General features: G+C 73.8%; 18 protein-coding genes. 5 read left to right on the plus strand and 13 right to left on the minus strand.

The features are described from left to right. Positions 1-14: 14 nt before the first annotated feature. The 3 genes from AB0D67_RS27455 to AB0D67_RS27465 form a co-directional block, all read right to left on the minus strand. Positions 15-284, minus strand: a complete 270-nt coding sequence (locus AB0D67_RS27455) for a hypothetical protein (RefSeq protein WP_362941846.1) — start codon at positions 282-284, stop codon at positions 15-17. Positions 285-752: 468 nt separating this feature from the next. Beyond that, the gene (locus tag AB0D67_RS27460) at positions 753-2,294 is read right to left on the minus strand and encodes an acyl-CoA carboxylase subunit beta (RefSeq protein WP_362941989.1); all 1,542 of its coding nucleotides are present in this window, start codon (positions 2,292-2,294) and stop codon (positions 753-755) included. A 301-nt stretch (positions 2,295-2,595) separates the two neighbouring features. Continuing rightward, positions 2,596-3,744, minus strand: a complete 1,149-nt coding sequence (locus AB0D67_RS27465; RefSeq protein ID WP_362941849.1) for an NAD-dependent epimerase/dehydratase family protein — start codon at positions 3,742-3,744, stop codon at positions 2,596-2,598. 294 nt (positions 3,745-4,038) lie between these two features. Between AB0D67_RS27465 and AB0D67_RS27470 the strand changes: the two genes are divergently transcribed. Further along, positions 4,039-4,380 carry a hypothetical protein gene (locus tag AB0D67_RS27470; RefSeq protein ID WP_362941852.1) on the plus strand — a complete coding sequence of 114 codons (342 nt, stop codon included), beginning with the start codon at positions 4,039-4,041 and terminating at the stop codon, positions 4,378-4,380. Positions 4,381-4,949: 569 nt separating this feature from the next. Here AB0D67_RS27470 and AB0D67_RS27475 read toward each other — a convergent pair. Then, complete coding sequence (locus tag AB0D67_RS27475) at positions 4,950-5,357, minus strand: RidA family protein (RefSeq protein ID WP_362941855.1); 408 nt, start codon at positions 5,355-5,357, stop codon at positions 4,950-4,952. A gap of 144 nt (positions 5,358-5,501) precedes the next feature. Here AB0D67_RS27475 and AB0D67_RS27480 point away from each other — a divergent pair, with 144 nt between their 5' ends. Beyond that, positions 5,502-5,882, plus strand: a complete 381-nt coding sequence (locus tag AB0D67_RS27480) for a helix-turn-helix domain-containing protein (protein ID WP_362941858.1) — start codon at positions 5,502-5,504, stop codon at positions 5,880-5,882. 77 nt (positions 5,883-5,959) lie between these two features. On the opposite strand, the gene AB0D67_RS27485 is transcribed toward AB0D67_RS27480, so the two are convergent. From AB0D67_RS27485 to AB0D67_RS27495, 3 genes are all read right to left on the minus strand, one after another. Next, a complete protein-coding gene (locus tag AB0D67_RS27485) occupies positions 5,960-6,946 on the minus strand; it encodes a helix-turn-helix transcriptional regulator (protein WP_362941861.1) in 987 nt (328 codons plus the stop codon). A gap of 113 nt (positions 6,947-7,059) precedes the next feature. Continuing rightward, on the minus strand, positions 7,060-7,527 hold the full coding sequence (locus tag AB0D67_RS27490) for a MarR family transcriptional regulator (RefSeq protein ID WP_362941864.1): 468 nt from the start codon (positions 7,525-7,527) through the stop codon (positions 7,060-7,062). A 242-nt stretch (positions 7,528-7,769) separates the two neighbouring features. After that, positions 7,770-8,810 (minus strand): hypothetical protein, encoded by a 1,041-nt coding sequence (locus tag AB0D67_RS27495; protein ID WP_362941867.1) that lies wholly within the window; start codon positions 8,808-8,810, stop codon positions 7,770-7,772. Between the two features lie 522 nt (positions 8,811-9,332). On the opposite strand from AB0D67_RS27495, the gene AB0D67_RS27500 reads away from it, so the two are divergent. Genes AB0D67_RS27500 through AB0D67_RS27510 form a run of 3 tightly spaced genes read left to right on the plus strand, consistent with a single transcriptional unit; the run spans position 9,333 to position 13,147 of the window. Beyond that, a complete protein-coding gene (locus tag AB0D67_RS27500; RefSeq protein ID WP_362941870.1) occupies positions 9,333-10,949 on the plus strand; it encodes a benzoate-CoA ligase family protein in 1,617 nt (538 codons plus the stop codon). A gap of 24 nt (positions 10,950-10,973) precedes the next feature. Further along, positions 10,974-11,819, plus strand: a complete 846-nt coding sequence (locus AB0D67_RS27505) for a tryptophan 2,3-dioxygenase (protein ID WP_362941873.1) — start codon at positions 10,974-10,976, stop codon at positions 11,817-11,819. Further along, positions 11,816-13,147: a kynureninase gene (locus tag AB0D67_RS27510; RefSeq protein ID WP_362941876.1), complete on the plus strand. Its 1,332-nt coding sequence runs from the start codon at positions 11,816-11,818 to the stop codon at positions 13,145-13,147. The genes AB0D67_RS27505 and AB0D67_RS27510 overlap by 4 nt, the downstream gene beginning before the upstream one ends. A 110-nt stretch (positions 13,148-13,257) precedes the next feature. Here AB0D67_RS27510 and AB0D67_RS27515 read toward each other — a convergent pair whose 3' ends face one another. The 6 genes from AB0D67_RS27515 to AB0D67_RS27540 form a co-directional block, all read right to left on the minus strand. After that, entirely contained in the window at positions 13,258-14,448 is a 1,191-nt protein-coding gene (locus tag AB0D67_RS27515) for an amidohydrolase (protein WP_362941879.1), read from the minus strand. 137 nt (positions 14,449-14,585) lie between these two features. Continuing rightward, a complete protein-coding gene (locus AB0D67_RS27520) occupies positions 14,586-15,389 on the minus strand; it encodes a TIGR03084 family metal-binding protein (protein ID WP_362941882.1) in 804 nt (267 codons plus the stop codon). A gap of 77 nt (positions 15,390-15,466) precedes the next feature. Further along, positions 15,467-16,684 (minus strand): carboxymuconolactone decarboxylase family protein, encoded by a 1,218-nt coding sequence (locus AB0D67_RS27525; RefSeq protein WP_362941885.1) that lies wholly within the window; start codon positions 16,682-16,684, stop codon positions 15,467-15,469. 41 nt (positions 16,685-16,725) lie between these two features. Next, entirely contained in the window at positions 16,726-18,378 is a 1,653-nt protein-coding gene (locus AB0D67_RS27530; RefSeq protein ID WP_362941888.1) for a GMC family oxidoreductase, read from the minus strand. Continuing rightward, positions 18,375-18,947, minus strand: a complete 573-nt coding sequence (locus AB0D67_RS27535) for a DUF5987 family protein (RefSeq protein WP_362941891.1) — start codon at positions 18,945-18,947, stop codon at positions 18,375-18,377. The genes AB0D67_RS27530 and AB0D67_RS27535 overlap by 4 nt, the downstream gene beginning before the upstream one ends. A gap of 15 nt (positions 18,948-18,962) precedes the next feature. Continuing rightward, complete coding sequence (locus tag AB0D67_RS27540) at positions 18,963-19,526, minus strand: SigE family RNA polymerase sigma factor (protein WP_362941894.1); 564 nt, start codon at positions 19,524-19,526, stop codon at positions 18,963-18,965. Positions 19,527-20,295 lie beyond the last annotated feature (769 nt).

Here is a 20,295-nt window from a genome sequence, read left to right on the forward strand (position 1 = left end):
CCTTGTCGCAGCGTCTACTCGCGATGACCGGCGGACAGGGCGCAGCAGGTCACCAGTTCCAGGTGGCTGACCTCCGGCCGGGTGAGGATCCGGCTCACCTCCGCGCGGATCTGCGCGCTCGTGGCCTCCTCCCCGGCGCGTATCCGGATGACGATGTCACCGGTGGCCTGCCTGAGGTCCTTGTGCCATTTCTCCGGAAGAAGCGCCAGAATCCGGATGCCGTCTACCGGAGAATTCGGTATCGGTCGCCCGTCGATATGGCGCATCGTCAACTGAACCAGCATGAGCCACGGTCCTTCTCCCGTTTACCGGCCGATCGGAAAAGGCCGGTTCCTCGACGTTTCACGGCCGTCCGGGTGAACGGCCCAGCGAGCTCCCCGAATTCACCGGATGCCGGCCGGGTCATCGGCCCTTCGACTTCCCTGCCGTCCGGCGTGGTCGGTGATTCGTTCTCACACCCTCAACTCTGCGGCGCGGGAGGGGCCGGGACCAGGCTTCGAGGAGGCAGCAAGTTGCAGGTGGGTAGCCGCATCCTGTCATCGGCCGGCGGGCGCGCCGGAGCCGTACTGGACGACACCGCGGAGCCGTACGGCATGACATCGCGGAGCCGTACGGCATGGCGTAGCGGGGCGTACGGGTTCCGTGCGGGGAGGCCGTGAGGGGAGGCCGTGAGGGGCGGGATCAGGCGGGAAACGCGAATGAGCCGCGCCCCGGTGTTCGGGGCGCGGCTCCTCGGACGGGCTCGGCGGGCGTCAGAGAGGCACGTTCCCGTGCTTGCGCCGGGCCCCGGGCCTGCGCTTGTCACGCAGCATCGCCAGCCCGCGGGCGACCGCCGACCGGGTCTCGACGGGGTCGATCACGTCGTCGACCAGCCCCCGCTCGGCGGCGTAGTAGGGATGGACGAGTTCCTCGGCGTACCGGCCGAGCAGTTCCCCGCGCAGCGCGGCGGGATCGGCCGCCGCGGCGAGGTCCTTTCGGTAGATGACGTTCACCGCGCCCTCGGCGCCCATCACGGCGATCTCGTTGGTCGGCCACGCCAGCGACAGGTCGGTGCCGATGGAGCGGGAGTCCATCACGATGTAGGCCCCGCCGTACGCCTTGCGCACGATGACCTGGACGCGGGGCACGGTGGCCTCGCAGTAGGCGTACAGCAGCTTGGCGCCGTGCCGGATGACCCCGGCGTACTCCTGGTCGGTTCCGGGCAGGAAGCCGGGCACGTCCACCAGGGTCACCAGCGGGATGCCGAAGGCATCGCAGAAACGCACGAAGCGGGCGGCCTTCTGCGACGCGGCGACGTCCAGCACGCCGGCGAGCACCATGGGCTGGTTGCCGACCAGGCCGACCACCTCGCCGTCGATCCTGGCGAGCGCGCAGATCACGTTGGGCGCCCAGCCCTGGTGCACCTCCAGGAAGTCCCCGTCGTCCACCAGCTCGGCGATGACCAGGCGCATGTCGTAGGGCTTGTTCGGCTCGACGGGCACGATCTCCGCCAGCCGGGGCCGCGGGTCGTCGGTCGCGCCGCGGGACGGGTACCGGGGCGGCGGTTCCTGGTTGTTGCCCGGCAGCATCGAGACGAGGTAGCGCACCTCGGCCAGGCAGCTCTCCTCGTCGTCGTGCACGAACGTCGCCACCCCCGAGCGGGTGCCGTGCACCTGCGCGCCGCCGAGCTGGGCGTGGGTGACCCGCTGGCCGGTCACCACCTCCACGACGTCGGGGCCCGTCAGGTAGAGCTGGGCGTTCTCCCCGGCCATGAAGGTGAAGTCGGCCAGCGCCGTGGAATAGGCCGCGCCGCCCGCGCAGGGCCCGAGCACGACGCTGATCTGCGGGATGACCCCGGACGCCTGGACGTTGCGCTGGAAGATGCCGCCGTAGCCGTTGAGCGACATCACCCCCTCCTGGATCCGGGCGCCGCCGCTGTCGTTCAGCCCGATGAACGGCGAGCCGGTGGCGATCGCCAGGTCCATCACCTTCTGGATCTTCAGCGCGTGCGCCTCGCCGAGCGAGCCGCCGAAGACGGTGAAGTCCTGGGCGTAGACGAACACGCGGCGGCCGTGGATCGTGCCCGATCCGGCGACCACGCCGTCGGTGTACGGGCGCTGCCGCTCCATCTTGAGGCCGTGCGCCCGGTGCCGCCGGTACATGTCCACCTCGACGAACGACCCCTCGTCGAGCAGCAGGTCCAGCCGCTCGCGGGCCGTGCGCTTGCCGAGCCTGTGCTGGCGGGCGACCGCCTCGCCGTTCCCGGCGGCGATGCCGTCCCGCAGCCGGCCGTGCTCCTCGCGCAGCGCGCGCATGGAGCGGGACGCGGGGCGGGCGGACGGCGCGGGCGGTACAGCCGGCGCGGGTGAGGCGGGCGGTGCGGCCGACGCGGGCGGTACGGCCGGCGGCGCGTCACGGCCGCCGCCGGGGGCCGCGGGAGCGGCGGGCCGGTCGCCGGGGGGCGCCACGGGGCGGACGGCGAGGTCCTCCCTGGCGGGCGCCGACGCCGGTATGGATACGGCGTCGAGTTCCGAGATGCTCAATGGAGATCCTCCCTCAGGTGTTGCACGCGCCGGTGTTCCGGGTGACCCGGGCCGCCCGCGGCCACGTGGAGTGTCACCTCACGGGCGCGGGCGCCCGGCGAGCGAGGCCGGCGCGCCCGGCGGACAGGTGCCCGCTCTCGCACAGCCACCGCACCGTGTCCCCGACGGTCTCGGCCAGGGGGCGCGGAGTGATCCCGCCCGTGCCGGCGGTTCCGGCGGGGCGTCCGGCGTGGGCGCAGGTGTGGATGGCGCCGTACTCGGCCGGGATGTGCCACGGCCACACCCGCTGTACCAGGTCGGCGAGCAGGCCGACCGGGATCATCGCCGCCGCGGGCGGGAAGGCGGCCGGCAGCGCGCGGCCGGTGACCTCGCGCAGCACCCGGACGTACTCCCGGGTCGTCACGTACCGGCCGGGCCCGAAGCAGCGGACCGCCCCCGGACCGCCCGGCGCGGCGGGCGCGGCGTCCGGGGTGGACGCGGTGCCCACGGCGGGCGCGGCTCCCGGCGTGATTCCCGGCGCGGTCCCCGGCGAGGTCAGCAGCCGGGCGTGCAGCGCCGCGGTGTCCCGCACGTCGCCCAGCGGGAAACCACCGGCCGGCCACAGCGGCATCAGCCCGCGCAGGGCGTCGCGCAGCCTGGCCGTCTGGTCGCCCAGGTTGGGGTCGTGCGGCCCGAGCAGGGCGGGCGGGTAGGTGATCACCACGGGGGCGCCCTCGGCCTGGTGGCGGCGGGCCACCAGCTCGGCCGCGGCCTTGGTCGCCGCGTAGGTCTCGCGCGGGCGGGCGACGGGCGACCACTCGTCGATCGTCCCGGCCCGTGCCGGGGACGACGGGTCACGCGAGGGGCCAGGGGCCAGGGCCACGACGGTGGAGACGTGGATGACCGGCCCGCCGACGACGCGCCGCGCGGCGCCGAGGACGACCTCGGTGCCGCGTTCGTTGACCTGGCGCATCCGTGCCCGCAGCCTGCTGTCGAAGGAGTAGACCGACGCCGCGTGCAGCACCGCGTCGGCTCCGCGAACGGCCCCGGCCACGCTCCTCTCGTCGGTCACGTCGCCCGCCACCACGTCCACCGCCGCCGGATCGACGAGCAGGAGCGTCAGGGCGCGCTCCACCTTCGAGGGGTCGCGGACCAGCATGCGGACCCGGTGGCCCGCGCTCACCATCGCCGCGATCGAGTGGGCGCCGACGAATCCGGTGCCACCGGTGACAGTTACGAGCATCGGTTCACCTCTCCCAATCCCCACCAGTCAAAGGCGGCGGGCCTTCCGGTGTCACCTCCTGGCGTGCTTGCCGCCGAACGCGCAGCTCAGAGGCCGTCCGGGCCCTTTCGGGAAACGCGTGGCCGTTTGCTGCCGCAAGGCCCTTCTCCCTGGGCAGGGGGGCTGGCAGGAAGTGGTAACCGTCATGCAACTTGCTGCCTTCGCCAAGCCTGGTCCGGGTCCTTGCGGGAACGCAGAGTTGATTGTGCGGGGACGACCCGCCGAGAAAGCGAAGAACGAGAAAGAGGCAGTGATATGAGGAACCTGAGCGCCTTCCCGGTGAACTACAGGAGCGTCGTCAGGGGCGCCGTCGCGGTCGCCTCCGGCGCGCTGGTGCTGACCTTCGCAGCCGGCGCTCCCGAGGCGGTGGCCGGGCAGTCCGGCGGGCGGCACGCGACGGTGCTCGCCGACGGCAACACCTGGGGATCGGCCGCGCAGGGCGACGGCAACACCTGGGGATCGGCCGCGCAGGGCGACGGCAACACCTGGGGTTCGGCTTCGCGGGGCGATGGCAACACCTGGGGCATCCTGGCGGAGGGCCCCGGCAACACCTGGGGCTCCGCCCCGCAGGGTGGCCCCGGCAATACCTGGGGCTGACCGGCGGCGCCCCGGCGGCACGCCGCGCCGCGCCGAAGGCGCGGGAAAGCGGAACGCGGAGAACCGGGATGAGGGAAAGCCGGCGCACGGCAAGGCGGGACGCGGACCGTACGGGAGAGGGGCTGGGCCCACCGTACGGGAGGAGCGGAAACCGCGAGGAGAGACGAGAAAGGTCCGGAAAGGACCGAAGACAGCCAGGGTGGCGGACAGAGTGCCCCGAGGCCATCGAGCGGTGTGTCGGCCCCGCCGGTACGGCCTCCCCGGAAAACCTCGCCCGGAGCGGCGGACCCGCTCACGCGCACCACACCCACGCGAGCCCCGATCACACGGACCACGCTCACGCGCGCCCCGATCACGCGCGCCCCGATCACGCGGACCACGCTCAGGCGGACCACGCTCACGCGCGCCCCGATCGCACGGGCTCTGACTGTACGGGCCCCGCGCCGTGGTCCTCCCCTGCCTCACGACTCCCCGCCGGGGTCTCCGCCCGCGGTGGTTCCCCCGGTCCGGCGCCCCCGCCGGCCGACGGGACGGACCCCGCAGGGGGACGCCCGCCCGCGTCGTCGCGGTCAGTCGATGACCGCGGTGGCCTCGACTTCGACCAGGTGAGCGGGCACGTCCAGTGCCGCGACGCCCAGCAGCGTGGCCGGCGGCACCGGGGTGACCCCCAGCCTCGCGGACGCCCGGGTGATCCCCTCCAGGAGCAGGGGCATCTTGTCGGGGGTCCAGTCGACGACGTAGACGGTCAGCTTCGCGACGTCGTCGAAGGAACCGCCGGCCCCGGACAGGGCGGTGCCGACGTTCAGGTAGCACTGTTCGACCTGGGCGGCCAGGTCGCCCTCGCCGACCGTGACCCCGTCGGCGTCCCAGGCGACCTGCCCGGCGACGAAGACCAGCTTCGACCCCGACGCGATCGACACCTGCCGGTAGACATCGATTTCCGGCAGTCCGCCGGGGTTCACCATGGTGATGGCCATGCCACTCGTCTCCTCGTCATGAGAGCCCATGGGCTCTCGCTTGCATAGGGCCACGACACTCGTGGTCTCTTGCGGTTACTGGGGAACTGTAGGAGAGTGTGCGCTGACATGGAAGAACGCACTTTTCGGTGACTGGGGAACCTCATGGTGACCAAGCAGTTCGAGGGCTCGCCCGCGGACGCGGACCTGACACGCGCCGACTCTCTGGCACGCGAGATCTTCTCGGACGTCGCCAACAAGTGGGCGCTGCTGATCATCGAGGCCCTGGGGGAACGCACCCTGCGCTTCAGCGAGCTGCGGGACGGCGTCGAGGGGATCAGCCACAAGATGCTCACCCAGAACCTGCGCATGCTGGAGCGCAACGGCCTGGTCGAGCGGGACGTCCACCCCACCGTGCCGCCGCGGGTCGAGTACACCCTCACCGAGCCGGGCCGCGTCCTGTGGGAGATGACCAACCAGATGTGCGACTGGACCCACCGGTACCTCGGCCACATCGAGGAGTCCCGCCGCCGCTTCGACGCCTGAGACGCCCAGGACACCTGAGGCGTCGAGGCGCTTGAGACCTCCGGGACCCCCCCCGGAGATTCAGAACGTCCCGCCGGTCAGATCCAGTTCTCCTCCTTGGCGCGCAGCGCGGCCTGGAAGCGGTTGACCGCGCCGAGGCGGGCCATGAGGTCGGCGACGTAGCGGCGGTAGGTCCGCACGGAGATGTCCAGCTCGCGGGCGGCGATCTCGTCCTTGTCGGCCGTGGCCATCACCTCCAGCACCCGCTGCTCCATCTCGGAGAGCAACGGCTGGTCGGTGGAGGGCTCGATGAACTCGCGCAGGTCGACGGCGGACTTCCACATCCCCTCGAAGTAGATCACGAGCTGGGACACCAGGCCCGGCTCCCTGACTAGCAGGGCGCCCCTGGCGCTCTCCTTGGGATCGATCGGCACGACCGCCACGCTCCGGTCGTAGATCAGCATGCGGTCCATGGGCTGCTCGGTGATGCGCACCTCACCGCCGAGGCTGACCAACTCGCGGAGGTAGGAGAGCATGAAGGCGTCCTCGAGCGCCGCGGGGTGGTACACCCCTTTGATCGACAGGCCGCGGCGCAGCGAGCGGGTGTCCAGCGGCAGCGCCGACTCGATCATCACCCGGCTGAACGGCCCGCCGGGATGCAGGCAGAGCGTCTCCTTGTAGGAGAAGAAGGCGAGGTCGTCGAGCCGCTGGCGGACCCGGTCGGCGCCCTCGACCCGTTCGATGTCGAGCGCCGTCGCGGCGCGCTCCCCCTCCTGCTTGTCCTCCATGAAGACCGAGATGGCGTCGCGCGCCGCGAGGACGCGCAGGACCTCGGCGTTGAGTTCGTTGAGTCGTTTCTCCACCAGCCGCTCGATGCCGATCCGCGGCTCGGTGGCCACGACCCGGTGCCGGTCGTGCAGGTCGAGCAGGCCCAGCCGGCCGAGTGTCTCGACGGTGGACTCCACGAGATCCGGATCGAGGCCCAGCGCCTCGGGAACGGAGTCGACGCCCTCCCCCCGGTGCCGGAGGAAGTATCGATAGATCTCCACCGCCTCCGGCGAGATGCCGATGACGGACACGTCCACGGCTCACCTCCCGGCCATGCGCACCCGTCCCCAAAAGCGGGCAGACTGCCCCGCCATACAGGTGCGCCCGCCTACAATCTAACAACAAAGAGATAATCAGTAAATCGGCATATCTAGCCGATGACCCCCTGGGAGGCCAGGTGAGCAAGAACGCGGTCGAGGTGCGCCCGGTCCTCGGCCGCGAGACCGCCGAGGAGCCGGTCGTGGACCGTCTCGGTCACCGGGCCGAGCACCTCGGCGAGCAGGGCGTGGCCCGCGCCGGTCAGCCGTACGGCGTAGGCGCGGCGGTCGGCGGGATCGCGCGTCCGCTCGGCCAGCCCCCTCTCCTCCAGGGCGTCGATGAGGTGGACCATGGTCGAGCGGTCCACCCCGAGGCGGCGGCCGAGCTCCTGCTGGGACAGCGGGCCCGCAGCCTGCAGCAGGCAGAGCACGCCGTAGTCGCGCCAGCGCAGGCCCTCGCCCCGCAGCGCCTCCTCCGTCTCGGCGACGATCCGCCGGGCCGTCTCGTGCAGCAGCCAGCCGGTCGTCCCGGCGAGCATCTCCGTGGCGGGGGCCGAGCCTCTCACGCCGTCCTTCGTCACCGCGCCCCCTCCCGGCTCACCGCGTCCGCCCCCGGTGGCGGTCGCGGACCGTCAGGCTCACCGACCGACAGGTTCACCGACCGCCGGCTCCCCCGTCGATCGGCGGGGTCCGCCGGCGGTGTCCCCCGCACGTCGGGAGCCGTCGTACGCCGCGTCGGGGGCCACCGTACAGCCCCGTACGGCCACGTCGAAGGCCACCGTACGCCACGCCGGGAGCCGTCGTGCGCCCCGGGGACCGGGGGTCAGTTCACCGGGCAGGGCAGCGCGGTGCCCGGAGGGAGCGGCCGGTGGCAGGCGGCGCCCGGGCAGACCACCTTGACGACCTGGCGGGACGGCCCGGCCGTGACCGCGACCGGCTCGTGCCCGAACCGCCGGGACGCGACGTCCGCCCAGTTGGACGGCCGCAGCCCGCCGGGCTCACCGAGGAGGCGCGGACCGGTGTCGACGGCCGAACTCTCCAGGTAGGCGAGGTAGTCGGCCTCACGGTGCCAGACCACGAGACGGCGCAGCGAGTCGCCGGCCGGCAGTTCGTCCCACGGCTGGGCGCGGGACGCCATCGCCCGCAGGAACGCCTCGCCGACCGCCTCCTTGACCGTCCGGGCCGCGGCGGCCGCCATGGCCGTCCCCTCACCGCCCACGCCCACCAGGGCGACCCGGGCGTCGGGGGCGGGCAGCACGAACGCCGACACCCACAGGCCCAGGCCGGACGCGGCCTCGACGACCCCGGGGGGAAGCAGCCGGTCGAGATAGCGGGACACCCGGAGGATCCGCCGGCGGGGATCGGCCCACCAGCGCGTGACCACGTCGTGGGCGAGCAGCTCGGCGACGGCCGCGGAGACCCCGTTGTCGACCACGCCGACCTCGGTGGGCTCGACCACGCCGTCGCCCTCCCCCAGCCGGCAGACCTCGGCCGGCAGCAGGTAGCGGTCCCCGGTCAGCAGGCCGGTTCCGGCGACGACCGGCCCGTCCTCCGGCGTGCCGGGCACGAAGTCGGTCAGCCGCAGCCGCCGCCCGCCCAGGCCGGGCACGGGGCCGGAGCCCGACACCGGATCGGACCCGGCCGGCAGACGGTGCAGGAGTTCGAGGGCGCCGGATCGGGCCCGCGCCCTGGTCAGGGCCGCATAGGCGGAAAAGCCCGCGGCGATCACGGCGGGTGCGGCGGGCGACGCCTGCGCGTGCGCCAGGTGGACCGTGCCGCCCAGGCAGCCGGTCACCTCCCCCGTCGTTCCGGGATCCGCCTCCGGTGCCGTGACCGGCCGGGGTTCCGCAGATGTGGACGCCATCGGTCCCTCCTCCTCACAGATCCCGGCCCGTGCGGGCCCGGAGTGAAGGCCGTCGGCCCCGCGGCCGCCGCTCACCTCGCGGAAGGGGGACGTCGGCCGGCCGCGGGCCGGGGTTTCTCCGCCGACCGGCTTCCCGCCCCGACGTCGGAAACGGTTCGGGGGCCGGTACGTGATCCAGTACAGCACGCCGGTCCCGTAGGAGGTCAACGCGGCGGAGCCCAGTCAGCAATCCGCGAGAAGATACGGCCGGCCGCCCCTCCCGCGCGGCGGCCCGGGGCACACGGGGCGGGCGCGCGGGACGGGCGCGCGGGACGGGCGCGCAGGAGGCGGGACGCAGGACGCGAAGCGAGCGCGGGGGACGCTCCCCCGGTGTGCGGGGGAGGCGCCGAGGCGTCAGGCGGCTGACAGGTTCCTGCCAGCCACGGCCATTTTGCTGCCTCCGTTCCGCCTGTCCGGCGTTCCGCCCGGCATGCATCGTGGGTGACACGAGGACGAACCACCAGCCACGAGGCAGGTCTTCCCATGGACGTTTCCGTCACCACGCCGCCCGGACTCGATGTCCACGGCCGCCCTGACGACGCTCCCCGCTTCAACGTCGCCGAGCACTTCCTGGACCGCAACCCCGGCGAGCGGACCGCGCTCCTCACCGACGCCGGTCCCGTCACCTACGCCGAGCTGCGGACGCTGGCCGGCCGGGTGGGCAACGCGCTGCGCGCGCTGGGCGTACGGCGCGGCGACCGGGTGCTGCTCGCGCTCGGCGACGGGGTGGAGTTCGTCGCCACCTGGTACGGCGCGCAGCGGATCGGCGCCGTCACCGCCGAGGTCTACACGTACCTGCGGCCCAAGGACTACCGCTACTTCGCCGAGTACGCCGAGCCCGCCGTCGTGGTGGCCGACGCGGTGACCCTGGACCGGCTCCGGGAGGCCGGGGTGACGAACCTGCTGGTGGTGGGGGTGCCCGAGGAGGACCTGCGGCCCGGCGAGCGCCACTTCGCCTCCCTCGTCGCCGCGCAGCCGTCCGAGCCGGCCACGGCGGAGACGACGCGCGACGACGTGGCCATCTGGAAGTTCACCACCGGCAGCACCGGCGCGCCCAAGGCGTGCGTGCTGCCCGCGCGCAGCCCGCTGCTGAGCTTCGAGTGGTACGCCCGGGGCGTGCTGGACATCCGGCCCGACGACGTCGTGCTGCCGGTGCCCAAGCTGTTCTTCGGCTACGCCCGCGACCTGACCGCGCTGTTCCCGTTCGGGGTGGGGGCGGCCGGGATCGTCTTCCCCGAGCGCAGCACCGCCGACCGGATCTTCGAGCTGATCGCGAAGTACCGGCCGACCATCCTGGTCAACGTGCCGACGATGATGAGCGCGATGATCGCCCATCCGGAGGCCGCGAAGCAGGACCTCAGCTCGATACGGCTGTGCACGTCGGCCGGCGAGCCGCTGCCGGAGGAGTTGCACCGCCGGTGGCTGGACACCTTCGGCGTCGAGGTCGTCGACGGCATCGGCTCCTCCGAGGCGTACCACATCTACCTGTCCAACCGGCCCGGCCGGACCCGCCCCGGCAGCCTGGGCCGGGTGGTGCCCGGCTACCGCGCGCGGGTGGTGGACCGGCACGGCCGGGCCCTGCCCGACGGTGAGACCGGGCTGCTGGAGGTGACCGGCGAGACCGTGGCCCTGGCCTACTGGCAGGAGCCGGAGAAGTCGGCCGAGACGTTCGTCGGCGAGCACACGGTGCGCTCCGGCGACCTGTTCACCCGCGACGCCGAGGGCTACTTCTACTACCGCGGCAGGGCCGACGACATGCTGAAGATCGGCGGGATCTGGGTGGCGCCCGCCGAGGTGGAGAACTGCCTGCTGGGCCACCCGGCCGTGACGGAGTGCGCGGTCGTCGGCCACCAGGTGGACGGCCTGACCCGGCTGCGGGCCTATGTCGTGGCCGACGGCGAGCTGTCCGCCGAGGAGCTGCGGGCGTTCGCGAAGTCCAGGATCGCGCCGCAGAAGTGCCCGCGCGACATCAGGTTCGTCGCGGAGCTGCCGCACACCGGCTCCGGCAAGCTCGACCGCCGCGCCCTGAACGGCGACGACGGCGAGAGCGGCGGCCGGGACGGCGGGAGCCGCCCGGAGCGCCTGGCCGAGGTGGCCTGAAATGGGGGGCACGAGAGGATGAACATGATCGTTGACCAGTCGCAGGAGACGGCGTACCCCTCCTACCTGGCGCTGGACGAGATCCTGACGCCACCGTCCAGGACGCGCCCCGGCGGGTCCGGCGGGACGCTGCTCGCCGTCGCCCTCCGGGCGCAGGGCCTGTGGTTCGAGCAGCTCCTGCGGGAGCTCGGCGCGCTGCAGCGCGGGCTCGACCGCGGCGACGGCCCCGGGGCGCTGCGCGCGGTGGACCGGTCGCTGCGGATCCTGCGGGCGCTGGTCGCCCAGCTGGAGGTCGTCGAGCCGCTGGCCGCGTGGGAGCTGGCCGGCGGTGAGACGGCCGGGCCGGGGGCCTTCGAGCCGGCGGGGTTCCGCGAGGCCGAGGCGGTGCTGGGGTGGCGCGACCGCCGCCCGTCCCCCGCGGACCGCCGCCCGTCCCCCGCGGACCGCCGCCCGTCCTCCACGGACCGCCGCCCGCCGTCCGCTGAGCCGTACCCGGCAGGCGGTTCCCCGGACGGCGGAGGGGTGACGGAGGCGGAGGCGGCGAGGCACCGGCCGTCGGTCTTCGACTCCCTCCTCGGTTACCTGGCGGCGCGTGGTTATCCTGTCCCGTGCGACCTGCTGTACCGGGACGTGTCGTCACCGGCCGCCCCGTCGCCCGGCCTCCAGGACGTCCTGGTACGGGTCCACCGCGACGACGGCGCGGCGGCCCAGATCTGCGAGCGGCTGGTGGACCTCGACGAGGGCTTCCAGGAGTGGCGGTACCGGCACGCCAGGATCGTGGAACGGGCGACCGGCGACGACGCCGATCCCCGCGGAGACGTGTTCGCCCCGGTCTTCCCGGACCTGTGGGCGGTCAGGAGCCTTCTGTGAACCACCGTGAGAACCCGCAGGGCCGCGTCGGCCACCCGGACGACGGGGACCTTCCCGCCGCGGACGGCGCGGCCGTGCCGTCCGGCACGCGTCCCCGCGTCCCGGACGGCGCCGCCGTGCCCGGCGGCGACCGGTCGGCGCTGCTCGCGCCGCACTACTCGATGTTCCGGGTGGCGGAGCGGATGCTGCTGACCGGCCACTCCCACCAGGCGTGGCCCGACGTGGCGATGGCCGGCCAGGTGGAGGCGTTCGAGGACGCCGCCCGCGAGGTGGACGCCAAGTGGGGCCGGGCGATGGCCAAGGCCGACGAGGTGCGGGCGGGCTTCCGGCGATTCCTCGGCGACCCCTCCGCCGAGCTGGCCCTCGGCGGCAACACCCACGAGCTGGTGCTGCGTTTCCTGTCGGCGCTGGATCTGCGGTCCCGGCCCCGGCTGGTCACCTCCGACGGGGAGTTCCACACGCTGCGGCGCCAGCTCGGCCGCCTGGCGGAGGAGGGGGTGGAGGTCGTCCGCGTCCCGGCCGAGCCCACCGTCACGCTGGCGGCCCGGATGGCCGAGGCCGTCGACGACCGCACGGCCGCCGTGCTGGTGTCGGCGGTGCTGTTCGAGACCGCGCGGATCGTCCCCGGTCTCGGCGAGCTGGCCGCCGCCTGCGGGCGGCGCGGCGCGGAGCTGCTGGTGGACGCCTACCACGCCCTGGGCGTCGTGCCGTTCTCCCTGGACGGGTTCGACGCGGCGTGGGTCGTCGGCGGCGGCTACAAGTATCTGCAGCTCGGCGAGGGCAACTGCTTCCTCCGCATCCCGCCGCACGCCGCCGGGCTGCGGCCGGTGATCACCGGCTGGTACGCCGAGTTCGCCGAGCTGACGGCCGACCACCGGGAGGGCGCGGTCGGCTACCCCGCCGGGGCCGCCCGGTTCGCGGGCTCCACCTACGACCCGACGAGTCACTACCGCGCCGCCCGCGTGTTCGGCTTCTTCGCCGACCACGGGCTGACCCCGTCCGTGCTGCGCCGGATCTCGCTGCGCCAGCGGGGACTGCTGACCGCCGGGTTCGACGCGCTGGACGCCCCCGAGGACCTCGTCACCCGCGACCGGGAGGGCTCCCCCGGCGACTTCGGCGGGTTCCTGTCGCTGCGGTCGCCGCACGCCGGGCGGTTGCAGGCCCGGCTGGCGGAGCGGGGCGTCCTGACCGACAGCCGTGGGGAGTACCTGCGGTTCGGGCCGGCGCCGTACCTGTCGGACGCCCAGCTCGCCGCCGCCGTCGACGCCCTCGGCGAGGAGGTCGCCGCCCTGCGGCGGGAGGCGGGGTCGCCGGCCCTCGGGTCCTGACCGGCCGGGTGAGACGGATGACGGCACCTGCGAGATGGCGGCCGGCGGGCTTGACGATCCGCTCGCATAGGAGATTCGCCCTTCGGGGCCCTCCGCGTCACCGGGGGCCGTCAGGCGAGGCGGCCGTCGCGGGCGACGATCCGGCCGGCCTTGACGACGAGGGACCGGCGCGGGCGCGCGCACACCGCCTCGGCCGCGTTGCGGGCGTCCACCACCACCAGGTCGGCGCGGTCGCCCACGGCCGGGCCGTGGTCTTCGAGGCCCAGGGCGCGGGCGGCGGCGCGGGCGGCGGCGTCCAGGGCCAGCTCGATGTCCTCGTCGCGCGCGCCGGTGCCCCTGGCCTGGAGGAAGGCGCGCTCCAGCATGTCCCCGGAGTTGAACGGGCTCCACAGGTCGCGGACGCCGTCGTTGCCCAGAGTCACCCGGACGCCGGCCTCGGTCAGGGCCCGCAGCGGCAGCACCCCCCTGACCGGGGCGATGGTGGCGAGGGCGATCCCGGCCTCGGCCAGATCCTCGATCAGCCGGTCGCGGGTGGCCGGGTCGGCGTCGCCGAGCGCGAAGCCGTGGCTGATGGTGACCTTGCCGCCCAGCCCCAGGGCACGGGTCCGCTCGATGATGAGCTCGAACTGCCAGGTGCCGAGCGTGCCGCCGTCGTGCAGGTGGATGTCCACGCCCGCGCCGTACCGCCCGGCCAGGCCGAAGATCGCGTCCAGGTGCCTGACGGGGTCGCGGTCCACTCCGGCGGGGTCGAGCCCGCCGATCAGCTCGACCCCCGCCTTCAGCGCCTCCTCCAGCAGCGTCTCCGTGCCGGGGCTGATCAGCATGCCCGCCTGCGGGAAGGCGACGAGTTCGGCGGAGATCCGGCCGTCGAGGCGCCCGACGGCCTCGCGGACCGCCTCGACGGAGTCAAGGCCCACCAGCGGGTCGACGTCGACGTGCGACCGGACGTGCGTGGTGCCGCAGACGATCATGTGCTCGAGCAGGGCGGTGATGTGGTCGGCGTTGGGGATGCCGAACTCGGGCCGCCGCTCCTGGCCGTTGCGGATCCTGCCCATCAGGCCGGGGCCCGAGCTGTGCGGCACCCAGGGGCCGCCCCACAGGGTCTTGTCCAGGTGGGCGTGACCGTCGACGAGACCGGGCAGCACGAGCCGGCCGTCCAGGTCCTCGGTCCCGCCCGCGAAGCCGTCCGGACCGCCCGCGCCGGGCGTGAGCAGCGCGGCGATCCGGCCGTCGCGGATCAGCAGGTCGGCGGGGCCCTCATGGCCCTGGATGCGGGCGTCGCGCAGCAGCAGCTCGCTCATGCTTTTTCCTGTCCCTCTCGTCCGGCGGTGTCGTCGCGACATTACCGGTGGCGACGCCGACCGGGCGGCCGCCTGCGCGCTGCGCCACTCGCCGACGGCCGCGGGTCCCCGCCGCGGCGGGGACCCGCGAAACGGATCTAGCGCAGGGCGGGGGCGAACTGGCCCGGGGTGCGGCCGGCGCCGGCCGGGCCCCGGTAGCACTGGGCGATGTCCAGCCAGCGGTCGGCCTCGTCGCCGACGGCGGTGACCGCGAGGTCGTCGCGGTGGCGGCGGCGGGTGGCCAGCAGGCAGAAGTCGACCGCCGGGCCGCTGATCCGCTGCTCGGCGTCCTCGGGACCGTAGGCCCACAGCTCGCCGGAGGGGCCGGTGATCTCGAAGCGGAACTCGGCGGCCGGCGGCGTCAGGCCCCGGGAGAGATAGCCGAAGTCGCGGGTGAGGACGGCGAACACCACCAGGTGACGCAGGCTGCCGCCCCGCTCCAGCTCCACGCCGAGGGCGTCGGCGATGTCCTGGCCGTGGGCGAACTGCTCCATGATGCCGGCGCAGGCCAGCACGATGGGCGGCAGCGGGTTGACCAGCCAGGGCACGACCTGCCCGTCGGGGACGGCGGCCAGGGCGGGCACCACGGCCTCGCGCTCGGCCCGCCAGCGGGCCAGCAGCGTCTCGGGGGTGTCGTTCTCGTAGTCCTTCAGCGCGGCGTTCACCGCGCCGTCGAAGTTCTCCTGGGCCTTGGCGGTCATGGCCTTGAACGCCTCGGGGTCGGCGGCGGCGGCGCCGGCCAGCCGGAAGATGAAGGCCAGGTGGGCGATCTGGTCGGCGACCGTCCAGCCGGTCGCGGGGGTGGGAAGCTTCCACTGGTCGGCGTCCAGGCCCGCCACCAGGCGGTCGAGCTGCTCGCCGTCGGCCGTCAGGTCCGCGAGTACGATCTCCAGGTCGGTCACGCGTCCGTCCTCCTACTTGTCGTTTTCCGTCGGGTGGCGCATCGGATGTCGTGGGGCGGTGCGGCCGGGGCGGCCGGTCACGCCGGGGTGTGCCGGGCGGTGGCCCCGCCGGGGGCGGGGACCTGACGACCGGCGGGAGCGGAGGCGGGTGTCACGGGTGGCACGGGTGTCCAGGAGGCCACCCGCCGCGCCGCGGCCAGGGCGGCCCACGAGGTCAGCTCGACGAGTTCCCGGTCGCCCGCCCCGGCGCCCCGGAACTCCTCGACGACCGTCCGGTCCACCTGGTGCGAGGCGAGCGCGGTGAGCAGAGCCAGCCTGCCCGCGGGACGCTCGGCGGCCGGCAGCCGGTCCGCCGCGGCCGTCGCCCACGCGCGGCTGAGGCCGGTCGGCCCGCCGTCCCAGGCGGCCAGCTCCGCGGCGACCAGCTCCCGCACCCGGCGGGGCACCGATCGCCGGCCGTAGTCTCCGGCGGCGGCGGACGCCCGGGCGAAGGCGTCGGCGAAGTGCGGCACGGCGTCCGCCCACGCCGCCTCCACGCCGTACGGGCCGGGCGCCGGGCGCAAGTCCGCGGGCCGGGGCTCGCCGCCCGCCGGGTCCGGGCCGTACGACAGACTCGGGCCGTACGGCCGGTCCGCGGGCGGGGCGGCGGGGAGCAGGGCGGGTGAGGCGCCGGGCACGGCGGCCCGGCGCGCCGCCGGGAGCATGAGCCGTCCGAGCAGCCGTTCCAGGGGGCGGCGCGCACCCTCGGGCAACCGCGGCGGCATCGGGGAGTCGTCGAGGAACACGTTCACCATGCGGTTCAGGTAGTGGAAGGTGACCGCCACCGCGGCGAGCTCCGCCGTCCGCTCCGCCGGGAGCGGGGCCGCGTGCCGCAGGGCCCTCTCCCGGGTCGCGGTCGCCCGGGCCCACTCGGTGGCCTCCGCCACGGCGGGGTCGCCGGCGGCCCCGGCGGCGCGGGCCGGCGGGAGCAGGCCGTGCAGCGTCCCGGTGTGGACGCCGGTGCAGTACGGGCAGGCGTTGGCGGCCGACACCGCGGCGGCGACCGCCTCCCGCTCCGCCCGGCCTGTCCGCCCGGCGGCCAGGAGCGACTCGCGCAGCATCGTCCAGGAGGCGGCCAGCGCCTCCGGCGAGGGCGAGTGCAGCATGACCGGCGGGGCGAGCACGCCGAAGTCGTCTTCGAGCTGCCGGTAGACCCGCGCGACGAGGCCGCGCGCGGCGCCCGGCCGCACCGGGGAGACGTGCCGGACCTGGATCAGCGTTCCCGGGCGCATCAGCCGCGCGAGCATCCGGATCATCGCCTGTCTCCTCTCCCCCGCCGGTCCTGCCGTCGGCGCGGTCACCGTCGCGTGAGTTCCGGGATCAACGTGGTGACGCCGCGGCGGCCCGCGGTGGAGCCGTCCGGGGCGGGCGCGCCGTAGGTGACCTCGACGCCGCGCTCCCGCGCCGCCTGGACGATGCCGGGGACGGCCCGCTCGGCCAGGGCGGCGATGGTCATCGCGGGGTTGACGGTCAGCGCGCCCGGCACGGCGGAGCCGTCGGTGACGAAGATGCCGGGGTGGCCGCGCAGCTCGTGCCGGTCGTCCAGGGCCGAGGTGTGCGGGTCGTCGCCGATGCGGCAGGAGGACAGCGGGTGGACGGTGTAGGCGCCGACGAGGTCGTTGGTCCACGGCGTCACCGTGGCCAGCCCGTCGCGCTCCAGGATGTCCTTGACGTCGGCGTCGGCCATCTCCCAGGCGCGGATCGTGTTGGCGGTCGGCTTGTAGCTGAGCCGGCCGATGCCGAGCATCTGCTGCGACAGGCGGTCGGCGTTGCCGCGGGCCGGCGGCGGGCCGAACACGCCCTCGTTGTCGTCCTCGATCATCTGGAAGATGATCAGCCAGGACTGCCAGCGCTTCAGCATCTCCTTCTTCTCCACGCCGAACCATCCGGGGTTCGCGCCGGGCGCCTGGGCGAGGATGGTGCCGAGGCCCGGCGGGAAGTAGAGCTGTTCGAGGGAGTAGCGGGTGTACTCGGGCAGCGAGCCGTCCAGCCGGTCCCAGTTGGCCACGGTCGGCCCCTTGCCGATCTGGTTGGCGGCGTAGGCCGGGCCGTCGCCGCGGTCCAGGCCGAGCACCTCGCGCACCCGGTCCTCGTTGAGGACGGCCGTGTTGAGCCGCTCGCCGTTGCCGGAGAAGTAGCGGCCCACGGCGTGCGGCATCGGGCCGAGGCCGGCCTCGCTGCGCTGCAGGATGACCGGGGTGGCGCCGGCCCCGGCGGCGAGGATGACGATCTTGGCGTCGATCGCGCCGTCGCCGGAGGTGACCCGGTAGTCCTCGCCGTCGACGACGCTGTAGTGGACGCGGTAGCCGCCGTCGTCGGTCCGGTCGATCCGCTGCACCTCGTGCAGCGGGCGGATCTCGGCCCCGTGGGCGAGGGCCGCGGGCAGGTAGTTGAGCAGCAGCGACTGCTTGGCGTCGAAGCGGCAGCCGGCCATCATCCAGTTGCAGTTGACGCACTTGTCCCGGTCCACGGCGGCCGGGACGGGGTTGGCCGTACGGCCTGCGTGACGGCACGCGGCGGCCCACAGCCCCCCGGAGTACGTGGCGTCCTCCCAGCCCTGGTGGGTGATCGGGATGGACTCGGCGACCCGGTCGTACCAGGGGTCGAGGGTGTCCCGGCTGACGGCGGCGGGCCACATTCGGCGGTTGATGCCGCCGCGGCGATCGAAGACGAAGCGCGGCGCGCGGGGCATGGCGGCGAAGTAGACGACGCTGCCGCCGCCCACGCAGTTGCCGCCGAGGATGCTCATGCCGTCGCCCACGACGAAGTCGAAGGCGCGGGTGTAGGACGATCCGAGCTTGAAGTCGTGCTCGAAGTCGTCGCTCTTCAGCCAGGGGCCGCGTTCGAGGATGACGACCTTCGCGCCACCGGCCGCGAGGTGGTAGGCGGTGATCGAGCCGCCGAAGCCGCTTCCCACGACCAGGACGTCGGTGCGTTCCGGGCTGCTCATGCGGGGCTCCCTGAGGGGGTCGTGTCCGGGTGCAGGTCCGCCAGGGGGCGGCCGTAGGAGTAGGCGGGGAACCGCCACAGGCCGTCGGCGTCGGGCCGGGTGACGCCCATCGCGGTCAGCCCGGGGTGGCCGGCGGCGAGGGCGTCGGCGGTGTTCAGGTGCGCGGCGGAGTCGTAGGCCATGTTGCTGAACAGGGCGAGGCTGACCCACAGGGCCTTCTCGGGGTGGCCGGGCGCGGTGATCGTCGCCACCAGCGCGGTACGGCCGGCGTGGTCCAGGGCCACGAACGGCGGGACGTCCTCCTCCAGCGCGATCCCGTGCTGGGCGGCGTAGGCCAGGGCGTGCTCGTCCAGCGCCCGCGCGAAGTCGGCGAGGCCACCGGATATGCCGGTCGCGTCCCATTCCAGCAGCTCGATGGCCCCGGCGGCCACCGCGCCGCCGCCCGGCGCCGCGCCCGCGACGGCCCGGTCCCCGGGCCAGCGCTTCTCGCCGGGGATGATCGTGTCCGCGAACGCCTCGAGGGTCATGGTCCTGTCGTCCTGGGGTTCGTTCTGAGCTGGCGGGCGCATACGCGTTCCTCGCATCTAGTTGAGCTCGGGTTCTCCACATGGTCCGGACAACGCCTCGTCCGGCGCATCTTCCACGTTGCCGTCGCCCTCGGCCTGGAGGGCCGAGCGGAGGGCGGCCAGGCCGCGGACGGTCTGGCTGCGCACGGTCGAGCAGCCGCTGCCCATCACTCGGGCGGTCTCCTCGACGCTGCGGTCCTCCCAGTAGCGCAGGACGACGGCGGCCCGCTGGCGCGGGCCGAGGCCGGCGAGGGCGTCCATGAGCATCAGGCGGTCGCCCAGGGCGGCGTAGGGGTCGGGGGCGGGGACGGACTCGGGGACCGAGTCGCCGAGCACCTCCCGGGACCACCGGTGCGCCCTGCGGTCGCTGATGAGCAGCCGTGTCATGACGGTGCGCGCGTACGCGTTGATCTTCTCGTGGTGGTCCAGCCGCTCCCAGTGCCGGTGCAGGGTCATCAGGGTGCGCTGGACGAGGTCGTCGGCCTCGTACCAGTCGTCGGAGAGCTGGAACGCGGCGCGCCGCAGGGCGGACCTGGTCGCCTCGACGAAGTGCGCGAACTCGTCGTCGCGTGTCCCGGCCATTTTTCACACTCCAAGAACGCCCCATGAACATGGGACGTTAAAAGGGGTTAAATCTGACAAACAGTTGTTTAGGCACTTCTTGTCCGACCTCCTCACAATTGGCGCACTCTTCCGGACCAACAACCCCTAGAGCCTTCTGACCTGCCCTTACTCCGGGCACCTCCACCCCAGAAAACCGGCCAACCAGTGCTTCGGCCCGCGAAGCAGGCATACGCTCCCCAGGTGACCAGCTCGCAGACCGGCGGCGGAGGGTCGCCGGCGGGCGGCCCCGGGGCCGTCTCCATCCCCGGGCGGCCACCGGATCGCACGGCCCGCCGCCCCTTTCCCGCGCCCGACCGGCCCGCGAGCCGGGCGGATAGAAGCGCGATAGGAACGCGAAGGAACGCGGGGGCACGCTAAGGGAAAGGCACCCGCACAGGGCGCCGGCGTGAAAGATCAGGACCGCTCCGGCGGTCTTTTCCGCCACCCGCAGACGGCGGTGGAGATATCGGCAAGGTGCCCGTGACCAGCCCGGGAGAACCCCGGACACGCTCCGAACACATGTCGTCACAGATATATCGCTCATATATCGGGGCGAATTTATCGGCGTGGCGGTGCAGCGCCGGACGGCTCTCACCGCGTGTACATGTCGACGAAGAAGAAGGACGCAGGAAATAGATCCCAGGCCGTTTCGGAGAAAGCGCTCGACGGCGCCGACCGGATGCCGCCGCGCCAGGAGAGATTCCGGCCTATTTCGAAGGCCCGTTCGTCCGGGCCTGTCCACCAGAAA

The sequence above is a fragment of the Streptosporangium sp. NPDC048047 genome, assembly GCF_040653115.1.
In the GTDB taxonomy this organism is placed as follows: Bacteria; Actinomycetota; Actinomycetes; order Streptosporangiales; family Streptosporangiaceae; genus Streptosporangium.